At 64.6% G+C, this 20,294-nt stretch carries 35 protein-coding genes; 6 read left to right on the top strand and 29 right to left on the bottom strand.

Annotation, left to right across the window (positions count from 1 at the left end):
• Positions 1-32: 32 nt before the first annotated feature.
• Genes EO156_RS10665 through EO156_RS10640 form a run of 6 tightly spaced genes read right to left on the bottom strand, consistent with a single transcriptional unit; the run spans position 33 to position 6,375 of the window.
• Complete coding sequence (locus EO156_RS10665) at positions 33-704, bottom strand: head decoration protein (RefSeq protein WP_033482660.1); 672 nt, start codon at positions 702-704, stop codon at positions 33-35.
• Positions 705-706: 2 nt separating this feature from the next.
• Entirely contained in the window at positions 707-2,110 is a 1,404-nt protein-coding gene (locus tag EO156_RS10660; RefSeq protein WP_029828834.1) for a S49 family peptidase, read from the bottom strand.
• A complete protein-coding gene (locus EO156_RS10655; RefSeq protein WP_033482662.1) occupies positions 2,100-3,602 on the bottom strand; it encodes a phage portal protein in 1,503 nt (500 codons plus the stop codon). The genes EO156_RS10660 and EO156_RS10655 overlap by 11 nt, the downstream gene beginning before the upstream one ends.
• A complete protein-coding gene (locus EO156_RS10650) occupies positions 3,595-3,810 on the bottom strand; it encodes a hypothetical protein (protein WP_029828831.1) in 216 nt (71 codons plus the stop codon). Before EO156_RS10650 ends, EO156_RS10655 begins: the two co-directional genes overlap by 8 nt.
• A gap of 1 nt (position 3,811) precedes the next feature.
• Positions 3,812-5,899, bottom strand: a complete 2,088-nt coding sequence (locus EO156_RS10645) for a terminase gpA endonuclease subunit (protein ID WP_029828829.1) — start codon at positions 5,897-5,899, stop codon at positions 3,812-3,814.
• Positions 5,900-5,910: 11 nt separating this feature from the next.
• Complete coding sequence (locus tag EO156_RS10640; protein ID WP_230577950.1) at positions 5,911-6,375, bottom strand: DUF1441 family protein; 465 nt, start codon at positions 6,373-6,375, stop codon at positions 5,911-5,913.
• A 296-nt stretch (positions 6,376-6,671) separates the two neighbouring features.
• On the opposite strand from EO156_RS10640, the gene EO156_RS23960 reads away from it, so the two are divergent.
• Positions 6,672-7,307: a hypothetical protein gene (locus EO156_RS23960; protein WP_154666342.1), complete on the top strand. Its 636-nt coding sequence runs from the start codon at positions 6,672-6,674 to the stop codon at positions 7,305-7,307.
• Here EO156_RS23960 and EO156_RS24570 read toward each other — a convergent pair.
• Genes EO156_RS24570 through EO156_RS10620 form a run of 4 tightly spaced genes read right to left on the bottom strand, consistent with a single transcriptional unit; the run spans position 7,282 to position 8,717 of the window.
• On the bottom strand, positions 7,282-7,413 hold the full coding sequence (locus EO156_RS24570) for a hypothetical protein (protein WP_256359390.1): 132 nt from the start codon (positions 7,411-7,413) through the stop codon (positions 7,282-7,284). The two genes, EO156_RS23960 and EO156_RS24570, sit on opposite strands and share 26 nt — an antisense overlap.
• Positions 7,406-7,684: a hypothetical protein gene (locus EO156_RS10630; protein ID WP_029828821.1), complete on the bottom strand. Its 279-nt coding sequence runs from the start codon at positions 7,682-7,684 to the stop codon at positions 7,406-7,408. Before EO156_RS10630 ends, EO156_RS24570 begins: the two co-directional genes overlap by 8 nt.
• Positions 7,681-8,184 carry a hypothetical protein gene (locus EO156_RS10625; protein WP_050595539.1) on the bottom strand — a complete coding sequence of 168 codons (504 nt, stop codon included), beginning with the start codon at positions 8,182-8,184 and terminating at the stop codon, positions 7,681-7,683. The genes EO156_RS10630 and EO156_RS10625 overlap by 4 nt, the downstream gene beginning before the upstream one ends.
• Positions 8,181-8,717, bottom strand: coding sequence for a glycoside hydrolase family 19 protein (locus EO156_RS10620; protein ID WP_230577951.1), 537 nt, complete (start codon positions 8,715-8,717; stop codon positions 8,181-8,183). Before EO156_RS10620 ends, EO156_RS10625 begins: the two co-directional genes overlap by 4 nt.
• Between EO156_RS10620 and EO156_RS10615 the strand changes: the two genes are divergently transcribed.
• A complete protein-coding gene (locus EO156_RS10615) occupies positions 8,716-9,270 on the top strand; it encodes a hypothetical protein (protein WP_230577952.1) in 555 nt (184 codons plus the stop codon). The genes EO156_RS10620 and EO156_RS10615 overlap by 2 nt on opposite strands.
• A gap of 231 nt (positions 9,271-9,501) precedes the next feature.
• Here EO156_RS10615 and EO156_RS10610 read toward each other — a convergent pair whose 3' ends face one another.
• The 16 genes from EO156_RS10610 to EO156_RS10535 are packed head-to-tail and all read right to left on the bottom strand — an operon-like array spanning position 9,502 to position 16,338.
• Positions 9,502-9,876 carry a hypothetical protein gene (locus tag EO156_RS10610; RefSeq protein WP_029828812.1) on the bottom strand — a complete coding sequence of 125 codons (375 nt, stop codon included), beginning with the start codon at positions 9,874-9,876 and terminating at the stop codon, positions 9,502-9,504.
• Complete coding sequence (locus EO156_RS10605; protein WP_029828810.1) at positions 9,873-10,547, bottom strand: hypothetical protein; 675 nt, start codon at positions 10,545-10,547, stop codon at positions 9,873-9,875. Before EO156_RS10605 ends, EO156_RS10610 begins: the two co-directional genes overlap by 4 nt.
• Complete coding sequence (locus tag EO156_RS10600; protein ID WP_029828808.1) at positions 10,544-10,915, bottom strand: Ref family recombination enhancement nuclease; 372 nt, start codon at positions 10,913-10,915, stop codon at positions 10,544-10,546. Before EO156_RS10600 ends, EO156_RS10605 begins: the two co-directional genes overlap by 4 nt.
• A complete protein-coding gene (locus EO156_RS10595) occupies positions 10,915-11,214 on the bottom strand; it encodes a hypothetical protein (protein WP_029828805.1) in 300 nt (99 codons plus the stop codon). Before EO156_RS10595 ends, EO156_RS10600 begins: the two co-directional genes overlap by 1 nt.
• Positions 11,211-11,660 (bottom strand): hypothetical protein, encoded by a 450-nt coding sequence (locus EO156_RS10590; protein ID WP_050595540.1) that lies wholly within the window; start codon positions 11,658-11,660, stop codon positions 11,211-11,213. Before EO156_RS10590 ends, EO156_RS10595 begins: the two co-directional genes overlap by 4 nt.
• A gap of 2 nt (positions 11,661-11,662) precedes the next feature.
• Positions 11,663-11,842: a hypothetical protein gene (locus tag EO156_RS10585; protein ID WP_029828802.1), complete on the bottom strand. Its 180-nt coding sequence runs from the start codon at positions 11,840-11,842 to the stop codon at positions 11,663-11,665.
• Complete coding sequence (locus tag EO156_RS10580; protein WP_029828799.1) at positions 11,842-12,039, bottom strand: hypothetical protein; 198 nt, start codon at positions 12,037-12,039, stop codon at positions 11,842-11,844. Before EO156_RS10580 ends, EO156_RS10585 begins: the two co-directional genes overlap by 1 nt.
• On the bottom strand, positions 12,036-12,257 hold the full coding sequence (locus EO156_RS10575; RefSeq protein WP_029828798.1) for a hypothetical protein: 222 nt from the start codon (positions 12,255-12,257) through the stop codon (positions 12,036-12,038). Before EO156_RS10575 ends, EO156_RS10580 begins: the two co-directional genes overlap by 4 nt.
• A 7-nt stretch (positions 12,258-12,264) precedes the next feature.
• Complete coding sequence (locus EO156_RS10570; RefSeq protein ID WP_029828796.1) at positions 12,265-12,978, bottom strand: phage antirepressor KilAC domain-containing protein; 714 nt, start codon at positions 12,976-12,978, stop codon at positions 12,265-12,267.
• A complete protein-coding gene (locus EO156_RS10565; protein WP_029828794.1) occupies positions 12,975-13,349 on the bottom strand; it encodes a hypothetical protein in 375 nt (124 codons plus the stop codon). The genes EO156_RS10570 and EO156_RS10565 overlap by 4 nt, the downstream gene beginning before the upstream one ends.
• Positions 13,346-13,966, bottom strand: a complete 621-nt coding sequence (locus tag EO156_RS10560; RefSeq protein ID WP_029828792.1) for a hypothetical protein — start codon at positions 13,964-13,966, stop codon at positions 13,346-13,348. The genes EO156_RS10565 and EO156_RS10560 overlap by 4 nt, the downstream gene beginning before the upstream one ends.
• Entirely contained in the window at positions 13,963-14,469 is a 507-nt protein-coding gene (locus EO156_RS10555) for a hypothetical protein (protein WP_029828790.1), read from the bottom strand. Before EO156_RS10555 ends, EO156_RS10560 begins: the two co-directional genes overlap by 4 nt.
• On the bottom strand, positions 14,462-15,382 hold the full coding sequence (locus tag EO156_RS10550; protein ID WP_050595541.1) for a helix-turn-helix domain-containing protein: 921 nt from the start codon (positions 15,380-15,382) through the stop codon (positions 14,462-14,464). The genes EO156_RS10555 and EO156_RS10550 overlap by 8 nt, the downstream gene beginning before the upstream one ends.
• Positions 15,379-15,588: a hypothetical protein gene (locus EO156_RS10545; protein WP_029828786.1), complete on the bottom strand. Its 210-nt coding sequence runs from the start codon at positions 15,586-15,588 to the stop codon at positions 15,379-15,381. Before EO156_RS10545 ends, EO156_RS10550 begins: the two co-directional genes overlap by 4 nt.
• Positions 15,578-15,865, bottom strand: coding sequence for a hypothetical protein (locus EO156_RS10540; RefSeq protein WP_029828782.1), 288 nt, complete (start codon positions 15,863-15,865; stop codon positions 15,578-15,580). The genes EO156_RS10545 and EO156_RS10540 overlap by 11 nt, the downstream gene beginning before the upstream one ends.
• Positions 15,865-16,338: a phage regulatory CII family protein gene (locus EO156_RS10535; RefSeq protein ID WP_029828781.1), complete on the bottom strand. Its 474-nt coding sequence runs from the start codon at positions 16,336-16,338 to the stop codon at positions 15,865-15,867. The genes EO156_RS10540 and EO156_RS10535 overlap by 1 nt, the downstream gene beginning before the upstream one ends.
• A 175-nt stretch (positions 16,339-16,513) precedes the next feature.
• On the opposite strand from EO156_RS10535, the gene EO156_RS10530 reads away from it, so the two are divergent.
• Positions 16,514-16,846, top strand: coding sequence for a hypothetical protein (locus EO156_RS10530; protein WP_029828779.1), 333 nt, complete (start codon positions 16,514-16,516; stop codon positions 16,844-16,846).
• Positions 16,847-16,953: 107 nt separating this feature from the next.
• On the opposite strand, the gene EO156_RS10525 is transcribed toward EO156_RS10530, so the two are convergent.
• A complete protein-coding gene (locus EO156_RS10525) occupies positions 16,954-17,409 on the bottom strand; it encodes a YdaS family helix-turn-helix protein (protein ID WP_078585875.1) in 456 nt (151 codons plus the stop codon).
• A gap of 58 nt (positions 17,410-17,467) precedes the next feature.
• Between EO156_RS10525 and EO156_RS10520 the strand changes: the two genes are divergently transcribed.
• From EO156_RS10520 to EO156_RS23955, 3 genes are all read left to right on the top strand, one after another.
• The gene (locus tag EO156_RS10520) at positions 17,468-18,217 is read left to right on the top strand and encodes an XRE family transcriptional regulator (protein ID WP_230577953.1); all 750 of its coding nucleotides are present in this window, start codon (positions 17,468-17,470) and stop codon (positions 18,215-18,217) included.
• Positions 18,218-18,457: 240 nt separating this feature from the next.
• Entirely contained in the window at positions 18,458-18,835 is a 378-nt protein-coding gene (locus EO156_RS10515) for a hypothetical protein (protein WP_029828772.1), read from the top strand.
• 68 nt (positions 18,836-18,903) lie between these two features.
• The gene (locus EO156_RS23955; RefSeq protein WP_154666341.1) at positions 18,904-19,062 is read left to right on the top strand and encodes a hypothetical protein; all 159 of its coding nucleotides are present in this window, start codon (positions 18,904-18,906) and stop codon (positions 19,060-19,062) included.
• A gap of 68 nt (positions 19,063-19,130) precedes the next feature.
• Here the strand turns inward: EO156_RS23955 and EO156_RS10510 are convergent, their stop codons facing one another.
• Both EO156_RS10510 and EO156_RS10505 read right to left on the bottom strand, forming a co-directional pair.
• Entirely contained in the window at positions 19,131-19,586 is a 456-nt protein-coding gene (locus tag EO156_RS10510) for a membrane protein (RefSeq protein ID WP_029828770.1), read from the bottom strand.
• Entirely contained in the window at positions 19,583-20,185 is a 603-nt protein-coding gene (locus EO156_RS10505) for a UDP-N-acetylglucosamine acyltransferase (protein WP_236097236.1), read from the bottom strand. The genes EO156_RS10510 and EO156_RS10505 overlap by 4 nt, the downstream gene beginning before the upstream one ends.
• Positions 20,186-20,294: the final 109 nt, after the last annotated feature.

The raw sequence follows: 20,294 nt of genomic DNA, 5'->3' as shown, positions 1-20,294 counted from the left end.
GCGGGGCTGGAGTGGTGCCGAATGCGGGTTGATCAGGCCGCGGCGGTGATCACGATCTCGTCGCTGACGTCGGAGGTCAGCCCGGCCGATGCAGCGGTCAGGGTGAAGGTGCCGGCCACGCTGAAGGACACGGTCGGCCAGGTCACCACACCGTCGACAGCGGCCTTGGCGCCACCACCGGTAAGCGCACCACCGCCGGCGGTCTTGGTCAGAGTGACCGATGCAGCGCTGCCGTTCACCAATGCACCGAACACATCCTTGATGTGCGCGACCACCGGTCCGATGGGCGCGCCAGCGGCACCGCCGACGGGCACCTGGACGAATTCGATGTGGTGCGCGGCACCCGACTTGATCGGCACGAACGTCCAGCGGACCGAAATTCCCGCCTGCTCCAGGCTCTGCACGGCCAGCAGCTTTTCATCTGCAGTGGTGTCGCTGGCCCAGCTCAACAGCTCCCCGTGCACCTCCGCGTCGCGAGCAATCGCCGTGGCCTTGACGGCCTCGGTCGACGCGTCGACCGCGCCATACAGGACCTTGACCGCGTCGGCGCCGTCGGCGGCCTTCGTGTTGTCGGCCTTGAGCAGCGTTCCGGCGACCAGGTTGCCCTGGCCAGCGGGAATGACGATCAGCTCGCGGCTGCGCTGGCCGTTGCTTTCGGACAGCAGAAACTCGGCGTTACGGACGCCATTGATGTAAAGCTCCATCTTCAGTTACCTCGTTTTTGGTAGATGGTTGCGGGATTGAGGGAGGCCTTCACTTCAGCCTCCCGCTTCGCGGCGTCCGACGCCGGAAGAGTGGTGACGATCTGCGCAGCGCGCCCTTCCTCGGCCTTCAGAGCCAGGAGTTGGGAACGCACGGCGCTCAAATCGGTGTTTTTCTCGACGTAGTCCGCCGCCAGGGATTCGCCGCCGCGCATTGCCGCTGCGCAGGCATCGCGCACGCTCGACGCGTAGGCCACGGCATCCTCCGGCGCCTGGCCGGTGACCGGGCCGCGCCGGATAAGTGCCATCTGCAGATCGGCCGGCAGTGTGCTCGCGGCAACCACGCGACTCTCGATTGCAGCACGATCTGCTGCGGTTTCATCGCTGGCGGTAGCCAAGGCCGTAAGTCGCGGTGCGCCTAACTCGACGCGGCCCGTAGCAGCCACGGCAGCGGCTGCATCGGCATCTTCGTCGTCGCCCGGCTGCGGTGGCGCCTCAGCGTCGGGAGTACCCAACTCGGCGACCATGTCGTCCCACGTACCCAGGCGAGTGGCAAAGCCGGCAGCGACGGCCGCGGTGCCTCGAAAGGTTCCCGCCTCCGTCGCGCGCACGGCCGCTTCGTCCATACCTAGGTTGCGCGCCACGGTGCTGACAAACAGGCCGTAGAGCATGTCGATATCGGCCTGGGCGTCGGCCTGCGCTTCTTCGCTCAGCGGGAAATTCGGGTTGAAGTCGACCTTACGTGCGCCGCCATAGATCGCCGTGACCTTGAGCCCCATCTGCGCGTTGTTCGCACTCCAGTCGTAATGGAAACCGACCACGCCAATCGAACCGACGCCACCGGTGCGGCTGACCCAGATCTGGTTGCACGCACTGGCCAGCGCGTAGGCGGCCGAGTACGCATAGTCGTCCACGAGCGCATGGATCGGCTTGACGCCGCGCGATGCGTAGATGTGGTCGGCGAGGTCGAAGCAGCCGGCGGCCATGCCGCCAGGCGAATCCAGGCGCAGGACGATCGCGTCGACCTTGTCGTCTGCAAGGGCCTCGTCAAAGACGTCGCGGAGAGCTGCGTAGCTCACCGGGCCGCCGCCGCTCGGGCCAGGCATCGGCCGATTGACCAGGCCGCCACTCACGTTGATCACCGCGATGACGCGCCCAACGCTCTCGGCAGGCGCCGGGCTGGCCGGTACGTTGTCCACGCTGGTGTCGGCCCCCACGACCACACGGTCGCAGCTCAGCAGGGTGTCGTCGCTCGTCACCGCGCCTTCGAGATAGGCGCCGATCAGTGCCTCGCCCATGCCTGCGTGCACCAGCAATGGCCGGTTGAGGGCGGCGGTTGCGAGCGAGGCGACAACCGGGTGCTTGCTGCGGCCGAACAGCCGCGCGAGGAGGCCAGGCTTATTGCTCATCGGGGTTTCCTTCATCGGTAGCACCCTGCGGGGCGCCTGAGTTGCCGTTGTCTTCGCCGTGCGGCTGCTCGGCGCCGGATGTGTTTGTGCGGCGTGGATCGCTATCGAGCACCAGCCCGAGCGCGTCGGCGCGGTCGTTGCTCGCCTTGATTTCGGTGTCCACCTGCTCGGGGTCCTCGCCGGCGCCCAAGATCACCTTGTCGCGCGATTTGAAGCCGGCGCGCACGGCGGCCTTTTCTGCGCCCACGTCCTGCACCGGATGGCTCCAGGGCCAGCCCTCGGGCACCCATAGCGTTTCCGTGACCTCGTCGCGCTGGTCCGCATAGCCGGGCACGGCAAGCAGGCCGGCCAGCACCGCCTGGTCAAACCATGCGTCACGGACGCGCTGGCAGAACATCGGGATCATGTAAAGCCATTGGTCCGACTCGATCACCCTGCGGAACTCGTTGAGGATCAGCCGCAGCGCGCGGTCGGAGACATTGCGCAGATCGCCGGTGAGCACCTCGTACGGAATGTCGTGCCCTGCGGCGATCGCCATCAGGTGGCCGCGCAGGAACTCGGCGTAGTCGGTGCCAGCGCCGGGAGGCGTCGAGAACTGGACCTCGTAGCCCGGTGGCAGCTCTTGCATCGTCGCCGGCTCCAGGCCAGCGAGCGGCGTGCCATCGGCATCCATGCCCGTCTGCATGTCATCCGTCATGGGCGTGGCGCCGCCAGGCTCACCCTCTTGTGCCTCGGGAACCTTGTAGAACCCTGCGAACAAGTTGGCGATGGCCTGACGCTCAAGCACAGCGTCATCGAGCCGGTCGAGATTGAACATGCGCAGCAGCACCGCCGCCGATGCGGGCACACCGCGCAGCGCTCCGGCCCGGGGCGGACGGTAGAGGTGGATCACCTGCTCTGCGGGAACCCGCACGAGCTCGTGGCCGTTCGGCACCATCGCCTGGTCGCCCGGGTGCTCGCGATACATCCAGTACGCCACGCGGCGGCCGATCGCATCGAACTCGATGCCTTCGCGGATCACATTGCCGTTGCTGGCCACTGAGTAGTACCCGCGCGGGCACTGCTCGGATTCGACAAGCTGCACCTGCACTGGCACCGGTAGCCCATCTGACAGACGACGAAAGCGGATCCGTGCGAAGACCTCGCCAGCTTCCTTCCACTCCCGCCACGCCAGTGCCTGCTGTCCGTAAAAATCCAACACACCGTCGGCATCGCTGTACTTGATCCACCGCTTCCACAGCTTGGACGTCGCAGCCTTGAACGCCTTGGTACCCCACAGGGGCTTCGCCTGGATGCCCGTGGCAATGCCATTCGACACGCTCTTGTTGAGCGCGCTGACAGCCCACGGATCGTTGCGTGCAAGGTGCCGCGCGCGCGCCAGCACCGTTGGCAAATTGACCAGAGAAGCATTCGGCCCCTGCACCACCGGCGGCAGGAGGCGCAAGCGCCTTCCCATTCCACCTGCGCGGTAGCTTCCTTCAAAGTCAGCCATTGCCCGTACCGGATTGGAACAGGCGCATCGTGCGGCGGCGGGGCCGCACACCAAGGCTTGCGCCGAACTCACTGCGCATCTGGGTCAGCAGGCTACGCATCTCCTTCAGGCTGTGATAGGTGACCTGCCGATCGCCATAGCGCACGGTCAGCGTGCCGCTCGCGATTGCCGATTCCAGCGAGGTAATTTGTTCTTGCGTGAATGCCATCTCAGCGTCCCAAGTATTTGCTGCGTACAACCCGACGACGCGGAGCGCGCGGGCGCGGGGTTTCCGCCACCTCACCCACGACCACTTCCGGATTTCGATCCCACTCTGCTGCCCACGCCGGCGGGGCGTCCCAGCGGATTGCCGGGACCTTCAGCCACTGCGCGAGCGCCTCTGCGTACACCGCCAGGTCGAACGCCTCATTGCGTCGCTTCGCCAGGTTCTCCCAGCCCTTGGCGGTGCGCGTTTCCGCGACCAGCTCCTCGAAGTAGCTTGTCGGCAGCCAGTCCGGGAAGTGGTAGAAGCCAGGCCCCGGCTGCTCGCGCTTCACGTTGGCCGCGACGGTGTCTTTGAGCCTGTCGACGTTGAGCAGCAGCTGCGGCACGTCGCCGGCTGAGCCGGACTTACGATCCTTGCGCTTGCTGCTGTCCGGATAGGTCTCGCGGAACAGCGCGCCGTTGCGATTCGGGTCGCCCTTCACCAGGCGGACGCGCCAATGCAGGCCGCGCAGCTTGAGCGAACGCCAGAACTCCAGCGCGCGCACCGATGTTCCCGACTTGCCGCCCCAGTCGATACCCACCGCACGGATCGGCATGCTTCTGCCGGTGTCGTCCTGCAGCTGATACCGGCGCTGGATGACCTTGTCGACCAGGCGCTCCCAGTCTTCCAGGTACTTCGCTGGCTCCAAGCCGAGGAAGCCGCCGGCGCCATCCTCGCGCTGCGACGTGCGCAAGGCGAACCAATCGACCACCCAGCGCTCCAAGCCGCCGCCTTCGCCCGGCCCCCACCCGGTGACTTTCACCACAAAGCGGTTGCCCTGGATGTCGACGGTGGCGAGCAAGAACCTGACACCTTGCGGCACGACTCCAGCGGGCCAGGTCTCGGCGCGGTCCTCCATATCGCTGGGGTTCGATGTCGAACGCGCCGCCATCGGGAGGTAGTTGATCGCGCCATCGACGTTGTGCGTCGACTTCAGCGGCTTCTCCTCACCTGTCGTGGCAAAGGTACGCAGCGCCTGCAGGTATCGCTCCATCAGCGATTCCCAGGACTGATACACCGCAGCCACACCACCAAGCCAGTAACTCGCGATGCGCGTGTCGATCGACTCGCCTTCAATCGAGCCATCCGGGTGAATTTCCTGCCCTTCTCCCACCCATCGGCCAGCTTCATTCATGCCGGCTTTCCACCGGTGCGACAGCCCGTCTCCGCAGTGTGGGCAATGCAGCAGCGAGTACTGCCGGGCCATCTTCTGCAAATCATCGACCTGCACGCGCTCCAGCAACTCCTCAAGCGGCGGCAGTGCGAAGCCGTCGTATCCGGGCGCCGCCTGGAACCGTTCGCCGCAGCTCGGGCACGGCCAGTACCACCGCCGGCGATCGCCGCGCATGTAAAGCGCGGCGATGCCGGCGGCTGGCGGGGCGTGGTGCGGGTGTGGCGCCCTCCACGCGCCGTCTGTGTAATCGGCCGCGGGACTCGACTCTGCTACGCAAATGCCCGCCGACATGAACGTCTGCGTGCGCTTGAGCGCCAGGCCGAAAGCCTCGTCGATCGACAAATCACCGGTATAGTTGTCCACGTCCGTCATCAGGACGTCGTGGATGTCCTTGCCGGAAAGGATCGACACCGATGGCCAGCCGAAGCGCAGCGACATACCCGACCGAAAGAACTTCAGCAGGATGTTGTCGTCGTGCGACCGCGGGCTGAGCCTCTTGCGGAGATCGGGGCTTGCGGCGATGCCCCGCGATATCCGGGTCTTGCTGTAGTCCTCCGCCGCGTCCTTCGACATCTGGACGATCATCGTGTCGGCCGGATTGCACGTGATCGTGTACGCCAGCCGGCCATCAATGAGAGCGATCGTCTTGCCGGAACGCGCTGGCCCTACGAACACCACAGCTTCGTAAAGTCGACTCGCAGTCAGGTCCAACGGCTCGACCATGTACGGCGCGACGCGCGGATCCCAGGGGCCGGCGGCGCCGCTCGCGTTCGCGATGTGGAGCGACTTAGCCCCATCGCTTACGCGCACCCGGCGCGGAGGCCGGATCATCTCGGCTACACCGAGTCTGACCTCACGCGCGGTCGCGTATTGGCTCATCGCTGATTGCCTCATACATCGACTGTCGGACGCGGTCGCATTCCTCCTGGGCCTTGATCACCTGCTCCGGGCTCAGCGATAGTTTTCGCTCCAGCACGTCCGGCAACGTGTCGAAGAACTGCACCACTTTTTTGCACCAGCTCGGCGTAATCGGCCTCTACCTCGGCCGCCGGCACCAGCAGGCCGGTGGTTGTCTCAACCTTGAGCCGCTCGTTTTCGGACTGGTAATAGGCGCGCCGCTCCATAGGAGGCAGGTCGCGCGGATCGAGAACTTGCTCGGATCCGCTGGCACCACTCGGGCTGACCAATGCGGGCGCAGCGTCGGCGAGCCGATAAATGTCGTTGGTGCCGCGCTTGCCAGATGGCGGCACCCCGGCCTCCCGGAGCCGCTTTGCAGCGGTGCGCCGGTCCATGCCGAACTCGTCCGCCAGCCTGGCAATCGACCAACCTGGCGAGAAGTCCCGGATGTCAGCCATGTCTTACCTGATGTACAGCGCGACCTGCCCTGAATTGCGGGTTTTTCCCGGGAATTTCGTCACTTTTGGCCTACCTGCGGTGGAGCATCCCTAGGGGCCGAAATACTGTCGCGCACCGGGGTCCGAATTCCCCCCGGTAGGACCGCCGATGCGCCAGGGTCCCCGGACATTTCTGAACGGATCAGACTTCGTTCATGTTCAGTTTCGCCGTTAAGCTTCGACTCTCCGCTCGTGTTCCACGATTTGTTCCACGCCCGTGCGCCGCCAGGCGGAGCACTGGGCGTTGATTGGGGGACTTGACCGCGGTCGGCCAGCACTACGGCTTGGCAGGCGCGGAGCTGGTCGTCGGCGTCGCGCCCGACTCGAACAACAGCGCCCGCAAACTCGTCTCGGCGCTGGGTTGCCTCATCACGTTCGCGGGTGCCGGCGGCAGCTTCGGCGAGGCGCTGGGTTTCACAGCTGGCCCACCCGTCGCGCAGCTTGAGAGCACCACTGCGCAGGTCAGCCACAACAGCATCAGGGACGGCCTGGGCCGCCTGCCGGTCGTTTTCATGCTTTGCTCCAATGCCGGCCAGCACCTCGGCCTGTTTGTGTTCGGAGGATCGGGCGGCCTGCTCACTGGCCAGCGCGCCAAGGGCGGCCCCTGCCTTCTGCTCGCTGTTGGCACCCTCGGCGCGGTCTCCGCGCCAGGCCCAGCCGGCACCGAACATGGCGCCCGACCAGATGAGCGCGGCGATGAGGGCGATCGCCGTGCGGTTCATGCGGTCACCGTGTGCAGCCATGGCTTCAGCAGCTCCCAAAGCCATGGAATCAGCCAGAAGGCCACTGCGAAAATGGCGCCACCAGCCAAGGCACAGGCGGTCGCGAAGCATCCGATCATTCCGTCGAATGAGTTCCCGTACATGCTCAGATCCTTGTGTTGGTGTAGGTGATCCAGATCCAGGCCAGCGCGGCCAGCAGCAGGCCGCACAGCGCGGTGATGAGCCAGCCGGGCGGGTCGTTCGGCGGCGGCAAGCCGCGGTCCCAGTTGTCACTCATCGGCCGGCCGCTTGGGCTCCAGCGACGGCTGCTTGGCGCCGCGCAGGATCAGCGACGCCGACTTGATCACCAGGCCGACGCCAGCCAGGGCGGTCAGGGACCACGGCGGCAGCGCGGCGCGCCAGTCATCAGGCAACTGGCTGTAGGCAACCGCCACAGAGCCAACCATCAGCGCAGCTGCGTCCAGCTTGGCCGACCACCACTTATGCCAGTTGTGCAGATCCGGTACCGGCTCAAGGCCAACGCTCTTGATGACCTTTCGCAGGATCATGCTTGCAGGCTCGCTGCGCCCATCGCCAACCGCATCACCAGGCGAGACACCGCCCGTTTGTCGCGCTCCGTTGCATCGCTGAAGAGCTCCCACCGGAACTCCTGAATCACTGAGCCGAACTCCAGCCAGTCGCCGCGGCGTGCCGCCGCCCACAGGTCCGTTGCGTCGCGCACCAGCTCGGCGCCGATGATGTCCGCGATCGCGATGATGTACGGCAGCGATGGGCGCATCTCTGGATGCACGGCGAGCAGTTCGAAGAAGCGGCCGCGCAAAGTCTCCTGCGCCTCCATCACGTCTTCGGTCAGCTCCATGGTGGCCACCCGCTCGCTCTGCTCCCGCGTTTCGATGGCGCGCCCATAGCCCAGGCGCAGCACATTGCGCGAATCGCGGCGGGGCCGCGCGGTACGGCCCCAGCATTCCTGCAACAGCTGCACCGCCTCGGTGAGCGATTGACGCTCTGCCGCCAGCAGGGTCGCGTCGTCAAGATCCGGCACCATCATGCCCCCAGCGCCTTGAGCGCCTTGGCGTAGCGCGCCCGCCGATCAGCGGCACCGTTCTGCGCGCCGTTTACCCGCTCGGTGATGTCGTCGAACCGACCGGCATCGGCCAGTGGATTCAAATTGCGCGTGTCCCAGAATGCCGCGGCGGCCAGCGCGCCCCACTTGGGTTGCTCCAGCGCCTCCGGCTGCTTCTCGAAGTCCGGCACGTCCCGCACGCCCTTGGCGCGCAGCGTGTCGCGCATGCCGGCGTAGTTGGCCCGGCCCGTGTTCTGGATCGGGCCACGTCCGCGGTAGCGATAGCCGTCACCGCTCGCTTCATCGCCATTGCCCAGGCGGTTCGCATATGCCGCATTCCCCAGGCCGACCGAGTTGCGTGCCAGCTCCTTCGCCCGTGGCAGTAGCGACCGCCAGCGGCTGTTTTCCTTCGCGCGCTTGCAAGCCTTGATCAGGTTTTCGAGGCTGTAGCTCAGCCCTTCAACCACGGCCGTGAGACCCGTCGATTCGTGGCCGACCTGCGCCAGAAACGCAGCCATGCGGCGCGGCGTGCTGATACCGTACAGGCGGCAAGCTTCGCTGATCGGCTCGATCCAGCGCTCTGCAGTCTGGTCGGAGCAACCCACCGCCTGCTTCAGTTGTTGGGCGGTCAGTTGCATCATGGGCCTTGAAAAATGTCGGCGCTTCGGCGCCGTTTCTAATAAAACAAGCGGGGGCTACGGGATGTACGACAACACCAAGGAGTTCATTGATCGCTTTAAGGAAACGCCATTCGACGTTTCCGTCATGGCTTTCGTAAATTTCACTAAGACGCTTGCTGAGCTCATCACCTTGGCTGCCCTATTCCAGTACGTGGCCACGAAGTACTCCGTCCCGGTAGCAGGGATTGCCGCACAACTTATGAACTTCTGCCTTGGCGCCTACGTCGGAAACAGGCTTGGTCTACTTACATACAACGAGCTGAGCCATAGATTTCCGAGGATCAAGGAGATCCTTTGGGTTTCGCTACCGATCCAAATCTCCGTAACCGTCTCAGTGGCTTATGGGGCCAAGGCATTGATTGCCGGAGTGATGCTGCAACTGGGCCAATGAAGTTGAGCCGGCACAGCAGGTGCGTCGCTGAGGCGCTTCCGTCACGTAACGCCCCTTCTATGCGACTCCAGCGGGAAGCCTCACGGCTGGCCGGTTGCCTGGATTCGCACCCACTGTGACTACCGACTCGAACCCTGAAACGACGAAGCCCCCGAGAGCTTTCGCTTCGGAGGCTTCTGTCACCAATGCGCTCAATTTACTTATTTACCCCTGGGTGTCAAGCATCTTTTTTCATCCGTCCAATCGAAACTCACGCCAGCACTTCCCGCCGGCTCCGTCAGGCCAGTCCGCGTGCGCGCCAGCAGCCTCCATCGCGCTGCGCATTGCGCCCTTGTCGGCATCCTGATCCGTGCGCATGTGCAGCCACGATCCGTGCTGCCAGTACTCGCCGAGAGCGGACGCCATGCCGGCAACAGCAGCGTGCGCCGCACGTTCGCTGCAGGTGGGCATGGTCCAGACCTTCGCGATGCGCGCCGGGCTTGCTTCCTGCACCTGCTTCAGGGTTGCGGCCAGGTCCACCGACCGTCCAAGGCGAAACGCGCTCTTGCCGTCAGCCAGCGGCACCGCCGCCAGGTACACCCACCACCGTTTCAGCGCGCGCTTCATGCCTGGGATTCCGGCTTGGCGACAATATTTTTCATCCACTCCGGCATCTGGTCGTAGCGTTGGACGGCGTCGTCCAGCGTCTTGCCCAGCCTAGAATTGAGGACCCAGACCTGATCGGAACCCGCACACGGACCCAACTTTGCCGCGTACTCCATGGCTTCGTCGATAGCAGAGCGCATGTCGACACCATTGTGGTGCGTGCGCGTGTTGCCCCACTCGTCGGGGCGATGCGTGAGGATGAAGGACCGAGAGTCCAACCGCTCAACGTCGCGGCGCATGGCCTCAATCGCCGGGATGCACTGGGTCGTCAGGTCACTCCCCGCCGGCAGGCCGAGCGCATAGCCGATCTGCTGCAGAGCCTGGTGGTAAGCACCTTCGCTCTGCTGCTCCGGCATGTCGCCCAGGGCTGTTTCAATAGCTCGCCCAGCCTCCTCGGCCCCAGCCACGCCTTTCGAATAGGCGTATGCGACAAATGGGAGCGCGTCTCGGGCCGCCTGTTCCAAGCTGGCCGGCAACCCCTGCGGCGCGGCCGAAAGCGCGGCGATGATGGCGTCTACCACCTCCTCCCACTGAGCCTCATTTAGCTGCAGATACTTGGCGGGCGTGGTACCGCCGACCTTGTGATTCATTGCCGCCTGCACGGCAAGCGCCCGCTTCTCGATCTCGTTCATGCCATCACCAGTTGTCGTTCAATCCAATCGGTCTGCAGCGCGATCAGCTCGTCGTCGCTGCCGTAGGTCTCGTGGAACAGCGCGCTCCCGTCCATCAGCGATGGGCCGTAGCGATCGCGGGTGCTGCTGGTCGTCTGCCTGGGCATCGGGTGCGCACGGTGGTGCCACACGCACAGCGCGTAGCCGAACAGGTGCCCGCGCCGGCGGTTGCCGCTCTTGCAGTGGTTGTAGTCGCAGCCCACAACCACCAGCTGCTGCGGCAGCAGGCCGGCCGCCATGCGGACCACGCACGCCATGCACGGCCCTTCCTTCGACAGCTCGAACCGCACCACCTCCTCGGCTGTCGGCGTGCCGGTGCTGTGGCGCATCACCACCACCTCAGGGCTAGATCCGCCTCTGCCTCCGACTGCAGGAGCCGCACCGGGCGGATGCATATCGCTTCGCCGGCGATCTCCTCGTGGTGCTGGAGCAGATACTCCAGCGCTTTCGCTTCCTCACCATGGCGGAAATAGGCGACGATCAGGCCGCAAGCCTCGACACGAAGCGCCGGGATCCGGTCCTCGTCTTTCTTTACCTGGAGAGCTCTGTCCAGCGCCTCTTTGGCCTGAATCAGCTCCCCCATGTCTGCGCCGTGCAGCCATGCCCCCACGTCGGCGAAGTTCGTCATGCGACCACCTGCAGCATCGGGCGCACCGCGTTCGGGCGCAGGCGCCGGCCGACCAGCTCGAACCCGGCCGCGCGCAGGGTCAGGTAGGCGCCCTGGCGCAGCGGCGCGTGCCCGGCGTTGGCGATCAGGTTGTTCGCCGTCTCCATGCGCTCGAAGTTCTTGCGACCGCGTCCGCAGTAGTAGCCGCGCAGCACGCAGGCCATGACCACGTCCTGCCGGGCGATGCCGCCGATCACGTCCTCCACGCGCTGGGCGCGGGCGTCCACCTCCATCGGCTTGAAGCCCACATTCGGCGGCGGCATTTCGCCGCGGTGCTCGATCAACACCTGCAGCATGTTCTTGCTGGCCATCCCCAGATAATCCATGTCCCGGTGCAGCGCGAATTCGTAGCCCCACCATTCCAGGTCGGAGCGCGTCGCCTCGGTGAAACTGTCGAATTCGGCCATGGTCAGGCCCTCCCCTGGACCGGCTCTGCGCTGCCGTCCCGGCCCAGACACCACATCTGCCCGTCAACGCGCACGTTTGCCCACGAGGCGCCCTGCAGCAGCAGCCAGTGCGTTGCGTCGTCCAGCGACTGGAACTCGTGGCGCGCGGCGCGCGGGTCGGCTGCGTTGGTGTTCGTGTCCATCAATTTCCCCTCTTCTCTGCTGCTGCCGCGATGCGTTCGAACTTGCGAGCCTGGTACTCGTTGGCCTGGATCGCGGCGCATTTGCTTTTACGCTCGCGCTCGCCAATGGCGGGTTTGCTGTGGATGCCTTCGAGCCGCGCACGTATCTGGCTGGCTTGGTTCCGCGCCCAGGCCGAGCGCTTGACCAGCGCGGTCATGCCTGGCCTTTGCCGGTTCGGCCGAGCGCGGTGCGCAGCCGCTGCGTCCAGACGTAGAGCGGCCAGCACCAGCTCGCACGGAACTGCTGATGTTCGGCGCGCAGGTCGATCAGCTGTTGCGCGTTGCTGCGCAGGTTGGCGCGCAGCACGTCCTTGGTCGGCTGCTTCATTCGGCGCGGCTGCGGCGCGGGCTGGTCGGGAATCAGGTCTTCGCTCATCGGGGCCTCAGTGGTGCGTAACGGTGGAAAGTGCGGCCGACACGCTCAGCGCCTTGGCCAGATTGGCGAGCCCCTTGGCGGTGACGCGCACCTGCGTGTTGATCCACTCGGTGCCGTCCGGCTTCTGGCCAGTCGTGACCTTGTGTTCCAGGCAGCCGCTGTGCAGGCGGCCGGCGTAGGCCAGCCATGTCGAGGCCAGCGGATGGCGGTAGATCCAGCGCTTCTGCTCGAGCAGCGCAAGGAACTTGCGTTCCGGCATCTGCATGGTCTTGGCCGCCTCGCGCAGGTTGAGCGAGCCATCGGCAATGGCGATCCGGTCCAGGGCGTCGGCCTTGGGGGTCAGCTCCTCAACGCGGCCCGCATAGCTGGCCAGCAGCCCGCGCAGCGCAGCCGGATCAGAAAGCAGCGCAAGCGGGTCGGCCGGCGCGGCGATGCGGCGTTCCAGCTCCTGCCAGCGGTCGACCAAGCGCGCGGTGAACTCCGGCGACAGCTGCGCGACGACCACGATGCTGTCGCGCTTGCCCTGCTCGCCGGCGAAGACGTAAGCGATGCTCGGGCGCCCACCGGTGGGCTTTTCCTGCGCCGCAGGTAAAGCGATCACGCCGCGCTCGGCGAGCCGCTCGATGGCCACACGCACGTTGTCGTGACGCGATTCGACCAGTTCAGCAATTTCTCGGCTGGTGACCGCCGGCGCGTCGCCGGCGATTGTGAGTTGGCTCATGGGTGTACGTCCTGGCTCGCGCCGGTGATGATGAAAACCACCTCGCCGCCTTTGCGCGGCTCAGCGCGCACCAGCGGGCGGGAAATGAATCGCTGGTCGTCGATGCCCAGCACGTGGGCCAAGCCGTCGCGGTATGCCTTGCAGCGGCCGAGCATGTTGTCGTCGTCTGGCATCTGCTTCGTCGGCGGGTAGAAGTCGATCCACAGGTGCAGCCGGCCCTCCGGCAGCTGCATACCCTTCCAGCCGGCTTCGAACGCGGCCAGGACAGCGTGGGTGCGGTGCGCCTTCGTAGCCTTGGCCTTGACCCGCCAATGCACGCGCGCGTTCGGCGACAGGTCCTTGCTCGGCCACGGGAGCGTCAGAGTGATCAAGCGCGGCACCGATCAGGGATGTACTGCTCAACCCCCGGCAGGCGCATCACCTGCCCGCCTGCGCGGATCCAGTCGGCGACGCTCTGAGCCGGCGCGCATGCGGCCGCCGCAGCGGCGCGGCGAGCCACTGAGGCGCGCACGGCAATTACGGTGTGTCCGTTGGGCAATCGCTTCGGCTGCGGCTTACGCGCCGGGCGTGCCCGCTCCGTGAGGTCGCGCTGCACTTGGCGAAGAGCGCGGCGCTCGGCCTGTTCTCGCAATAGCCGTTCGGCACGTGCTGCCTTGCGCAGCGCCTCGTCTTCCCGCCGTTCGGCAAGCGTCCGTCCGCCGTTGTTGACGTGGCGCTGGCGCATGTAAGCGCGGTGCTTCTCGATCCGTTGCTGACTGGTTCCTACTGCGCGCGGCGGCGGGTCACACAGGAATTCGTAGGCCGTGCGGCGGCCAGTGCCGCAGCGCTTCAGGTAGCCGCCCTCGCTGCTGTCCTTCATGGCGCTGTAGTACGGCCGCCGTGCCTTCGCGCCTGCCTCAATTCCCATGCCGTCCAAGATCACCTGCGGTGTGTGTGCGCCGGGGTTGGCCTTCAGCCATTCGCGCACGCGGGTCGGATAGTTCTTCATGCCGTCACCGCCGTGGCGTCGCCCAGCTCTGCAGCCGCCCGCGCCAGCGCAGCGCGCGCGGCATCACGGTCTGCAACTTCCGGCACCTTCGCCGGCGGCGGCAGTGCGGTGGCAGCAGGCTCCGGCACTTCGCCGCCGCGCATGACGTGGTCGCGCGCCAGTTCGTACGCTTCGCGCACCATGCGATCGGCATCGCTGGCGCTGGCGCCGCGGTAGCGATAGCCGTCCAACTTCATGCCGACGAGCACCGTGAAGCCGCTGCGGTCGCCGCCGCCGCGCAGCTCGTTGGCCACCCGTGCCAGGCTCGGCACGCCGAGGCAGCGCGCGCGGAACTCCGGCAGCGTGGGCGGCCACGGGTCCGCCGCGGCGATGCAGGCCGTCAGGCCTGCGCCAAGCTGCTGCGCCGTGACGCCCGCCAAGCCCTTCGCCCAGGTGCTGCCCGCGCCGGTGGACGGGTCCGCGCCGAAGCCGCTGGTCCAGCGCGTCCCGTAGATCTCAGCCATGCGCGTCCACACCGTGGCGATCGACGTGATCGAAATCGGCGCCGGCGTGGCCGGCTGCTTGGCGCTGGATGGCTTCACGGGCAAAGCGTTGGGTGCGCTCGGCAGCGCTTTCGCGAGGGATTGCATGGGTAGATGCTCCGGAGGCGATGGTGTTGGCGCCGGCGGCGCGCTGACGGCGAGCCGCGACGATCAGGTAGCCGGCTGGCTTGTCCGGGTAGACGTCGGACAGCTCGAGCAGGTGCTGGGCGGTAACGCCCTCGCCTGCCGCGGCGATCAGGTCGGGGTTGTGGCTGGTGATGCGCAGGCCGGGGCGGTTCAGCGCCAGGGCGGCGCGGTTCAACGCTGCTGCGATGAAACCTGCCGGTGTTCCACACACACCCTGCGCAGCGCCAGTGGCAGCTTCCGCGATGTGTGGTGTGTGGTTATTGCTGTTGGTTGCTTTTGGTTGCTCTTGGTTCGGGTGCAAAAGCTTTGCACCCTTTCCGACGTCTTTTTGCACCCTTTCCGATGCTGTTTTGCACCCTTTGGCGCCGCGATTTGCACCCTTCAAGGGTGCAGAATTTGCACCCTTTTCCGTGGAACATTGCCCCTCTTGGAAGGGTGCAATATCTGCACCCTTCATCCATTCGGGATTGATGCGGTACTGGCGCGTTTTGCCGCCTTCTTTGAATCCGTTGCCTCGACCGCCGAGCCCGTCGTTTATGAGGATCAGCCAACCCGCAGCCTCCATGCGGCGCAGCTGGTATTGAACGGAGCGCTCTGACTGCCGCGTCTTCGCTGCAAGAAGTGCGATCGATGGATAGATGTGCGTGCCGTCGTCGTGAGCATGATCGGCAAGCGCAAGGGCGAGCAGCATTTCGCCGCCACCATTGGCATATCGTTCAAACACCATCCCGGTGACCTTGGCGCTCATAGGCTGATCACTCGCTCGGGAGAAACAGCCGCCGGCCAAGCCCGAAATGCAGAGGCGATCTGCTTCTGCAGCTGGTCTGCCGCGTCGGCGGCGCTCTGCTGCTTGAGTTTCTTCGCGCGGTTTCTGGTGATGCCTGTCGCGGCCACAATCTCGGCCCGGCTGCAGCCCTCAGCAGCGAGGAGCAGCGCTTGGTCTTCAACCTTCATGACCACCACCCTGCGCTGCTTCGCGCTCCAGCTCTTCGGCACGGGCTTCCCAGTAAGCAATGCGTTTGTCCAACTGCTTGATGCGGAGAGCCAGCTGGTCGCGCTTGAAGAAGCCCACTGTCGAAGCGAACTGACCACTCACGGACTCGCGAACGCAGCGCGTGCAGTCAGCCATCGAACACGCGAACTCGACCGACGTCAGCTCTTTACCCTTCAGTTCTGCCGGAGTCGCCTGCAGCGACTTCAGCACCAGCGGATGCTTGGCTCCGTACGACATCACTGCACCCCGGCTTCTGCAGCGGCACGCGCATGCTGGGCGACCTGCGCGAGCTGTGCCTGTGCATCGGTGCATGCCACCGCGATCTCAGCGGCCTCGTTCTGAGTGATGCGCCCGTCGTCGATCGCCTCGCTGATGATCTGCGACAACTTCCCCTTTGCCGAAGAAGCGGACAGCAGCGCGGTGAGCATCGTGCCGCTGGTTGGCGCGCCGGTGCGGGTGAGCGTATAGCCGTGCTCCGCTGCCAGCGCATGCAGGATGCGGTCGTCTCCGGTCACGCCCATGATCTGGCTGGCCTCGGCCAGCGTCAGGTGGTGCGTCGTCGTGTTCGGATTGACCTTGCTGCGCAGCACCGCATCGGACATGGCGCGCTCGCGGCCGTCGTCCTTCGTGGTGATCAGGCGTGTGGCAAGCGCCACGCTGCCGCCTGGGTATGCGTGAACGGTGTGGTATGCGGCGTCGGTGATGTTCATCGGGTTTCGACCTGAACGTGGTTTCGAGTGACGGCGGCCGGCAACATCACGGCCATGGAGAACAACTGCACGGGAACTGCGCCGGCCTCAGCCGGGCCGCATCAAGAAGGCGTCGCCCTCAGCGCGGTACGCTGGTGCCCCCACGGCCCCAACGACTGCCCGCAAGGAGGGCGACATGGACGAAACGCAAGCGCTACGCGCGGAACTCAAGGACCTGCGCGAGATGGTCGACATCCTGATGGGCCGCTTGAATGGCCTGCACCAAGTGGTCCAGCAGTTCGCACTCGACAGAGAGAACCCGACCGAAGTGCTCATGCGGCACCTCGACGACGCAGCAGAGCGCTCAGCAGCAGACATGCTGCAATCACCGCTATCGGACGCAACGAGAGACGAGCACTTGCGCGTTTGTCGCGAAATCGTGGGTTTTTTGAACAACGCTCGGCTGCAGCTGCAGAAGGACTCTGGCCTGCAGCCACCACTCGAGCGCGGTCTGCCCGGAATGAAGTAGCGCCCAACACCTTCATGCCGGTGCAGACACCGCTCTCGTATGCAAACGTCACGAGAGCGGGATTCTTTATTGCTGCCCTTAGCTCGTCTTCCGTGAAGCGCGCCATGTCAGGCCACCTCGACCGGCACGATGCGGTCGGCGTCGCAGTCAGCCGGCGCTTTGCGCACCTCGACGGCGGGCGGAGCCAGCAAGGCCAGTACAGAGGGCAGCGCAGGCAGCTGCTCGTCGTCGCCCCACGCTTCCACCTGTTCGCGCGGCAGCTTCAGCACCACCGCCAGGCCGGCGTCGTTCGCGAGGCCGAGCTTTTCGCGCAGCGCGCGCTTGGTCACTGGACCAGGGAGAGGCGTTGGCGCGCCAAAAACGTCAGGACGCAGATCCGATCGCGTGATACGGCCGTGGGAAACGACCTCGATGAGCGCGCAGCGCTCGGCAGGAACCTTGACGATTCCACTTTCCCACTGGGACACCAGACCCTGGGTGGCGGGCGAGCCGGCCAAGGTCAGGCAAGTTGCGAAGGCTGTCTGCGACAGTCCAGATTCTCGGCGATAGGTGGCGATGTCCATGCACCAATATTAGCGCCCCTAATCTCTATGTCAATAGTGGCGCTCATGGAACTCAGCCATGCTTGCGATTAGCGTTGCTAATATGGAATCCAACAGACGTGCAAAGCCCACTGCCGCCGACGTAAAGGCCGCCGAGCGCCTCAAGAGCGCTTGGTCTGCACACGCTCGCGGGCGTGGGATCACACAAGACAAGATTGCCGAAGAGCTGGGCATCACCCAAGGCGCCGTGAGTCAATACCTCAACGGCAAGATCCCAATGAATTACAGGACGCTTTTCGCGTTCTGTCGCGCCCTGGGAATCCCCGCCTCCGATATCAGGACGGATCTACCGGAGCAGAGTCTGCCTGGCGCAAGCTCGGTGGAAGATTCGGATTATGCAGACGTGACGGGCTGGTCCCAGGCGGTAGGCCTGGGCGCTGGCGCCGAGGCGCAGGAGTACGCCGAGACCCACAGCCTCAAGTTCAAGAAAACCAGCCTCCGCCGCCGCGGCCTGCTCGGGCGCGACCTGGCCGTCTACTACGGCAAGGGTGACAGCATGGAGCCGACCATCCAGGACGGCGACGCGATCCTGTTCGACACCACGGACACCCGCCCTGTCGACGGCAGCCTCTACGTCATCCAGCTCGACGGCATGGCCAACCCCGAGTACTACGTCAAACGCGCCCTCGTGCTCGAGGCCGGCGTCTACTTCCAGAGCGACAACCCCGCCGGCGACCACCAGTGGCGCAAGCCCAAGCCCATGGTCTCAAATAAGCACCCGATCACCATCATTGGCCGGGTTCACTGGGTGGGCGGCTGGCGCGATTGAGCACGGTCTAAAGCTCAGCCATTGGCGGCCGATGTTGGTTGAATGGAGGGATTTCGAGCGCAGTTGAGAGTCTTACCATTCATCTCTAACTCGTTGTTCGATATACCGTTTCCATCTAAAACGGCGAAACACTGCACGGACCGGCCAAAAAAGCAAGGCTAAAAGTGGGAAAAGTTGTAAACTTTGGTTACACTTATCGGCGTTGGATAAGAGCACTTGTCAGTGCAACAGGGAACATGGATGAGTGCAGTAACTCAGATTGGTCAGGCGACTGTTAAGCGCAACGAAGCTCTCGAAGCCGAAGTTGGGCAGATGTGGCTCAACACTATTCGCCACATCGAAGATGTAATCGCAGGCTCAAAATTTGGTTTTCAGCACTTTGCTGAATGGGCCGATCCTAGCATCGAGCAAATCGTTGCAAGCATCACCAAGATCGATGGACTCCTGAACTCAATCTTGGACGGCGCGATGGGTGTTGTAGACCACGAACATGAGGTCAAGCTTGCAAATTGTCAGCAAAGCATCCACTTGATTAGACGTGTGCATATCGCGCTGAAGTACAAGAATCAAGCTGAGTACGACGACGTAATCACAAAGCTGACACAGCAGAGCAAGTAGCACCTAGGCCCATTCCCAGCTCCTACCTAGCACCCACCTAAGACACCCAGGAAGAGAAGAGAACCGTGATGAACACCGAACCCACCATGATGAATCAGAAGGACTTGGGCTCGCCTAAGAGCCTGGACGAGCTCATTGCTATGGCGCGCGAGGTGAACGCTGAGTTCGGCAAGCTCCATGACTACATGAGCGCAATATTGAGCGAGCCGCAACGTCAAGCAGCCTGAAGGCGCTTTGCAATCATAAGGAACCCCGCTCCGGCGGGGTTTTTGCTTTGTGGGGTTGGCGCCGCCGATCAGTTGCGGGGATCCGCGATCAGCCTGGATGGCGAGCCGTACAGAACGAGCACGCGGGCGCCGGCTGCAAAGGCTGGTGTTGCGCCCTGCACTACGGTCATTAGCGAGCCGTTCTCTGTTTGCACCACGTACTCCATACCATCTGCTCGGGATGCCGAGCGCTCGGCAGCCGCACCGACAATGGCGCCGGCGACCAGCCCCCCAACCGCCCCGACTGCGTTGGCACGGCCACTGCCGCCCACCGATGAGCCGGCAATGCCACCAGCGGCCGCGCCCGCAGCTGCGCCGCCCCCCTGGGTACCATCGATCGAAACAGCGCGCGCACTGATGACCGTGCCGGCCACGGTCCGGTTGACCTGGCCAACCGATCCTACCGAGTAGCTGTCGGTGCGCACGTTAGGTGCGCACCCAGCTACTGCGGCCGCGAGCATCGTCACGACAAGGAGCCGCTTCACGGCTTCGCCTGGCTGCTCGGGAACATCGGCTTGCTGACGTCTACCGTTTCCAACGCCTGCAGGAACTGCGCGATGTTGTTTTGTGCGGAGCGGCTGACGGACTCACGTGCACGGATGACGCCGGCGAACGCATAGGTCGCTGGCACCGTGCCCGAAGCACTCACGTCCTGGGTATAGACGATGCTGCCGTTCGAACGATCAATCAGCTCGTACCGCGCGATGGTCTTGGTGGTCATTGATGCGCCGAAAGACGGGATATCGATCGCCAGGATCTTGACCGACAAGCTCAGCTTGCGCGGCGCATCGTCGCGAAAGATCGCCATCCGATTAAGCGCTTCCGTCAGCGCGTTCTGCCACATTTGCGGGACTTCGTGCTGCGCTTCCGGTGGCACCTTACCCTTCGCTTCGTCCGGGCGCGCCAGCGTTACGGTCAGCGACTTCAGCTCAGCATCAAGCTTCTTGCTGCTCACGCCCACGCCAGGCACTGAGAAGTTGAGCGGCGGGTTGGCCGCGCAGCCAGAGAGCGCCACGATCACGATCGCAGCGGCGAGTAGCTTCTTCATTCCATTCCCCTGTTCCAGTTGCATCCATTGCGGCATGGGGCCGCATCCCTCCAGCTAACGACATTGTAACAATCACATGGACGAACAGAGCTGATAAAAAAGCACCCAGGAAATATTAGCGCCCCTATTGACATCGATAATTAGC

Source organism: Xanthomonas sp. DAR33341 (assembly GCF_003992815.1).
Classification (GTDB): domain Bacteria; phylum Pseudomonadota; class Gammaproteobacteria; order Xanthomonadales; family Xanthomonadaceae; genus Xanthomonas; species Xanthomonas cissicola.
Note: the sequence above shows the minus strand (reverse complement) of the source record. Positions and strands in the feature narration are given on the sequence as shown.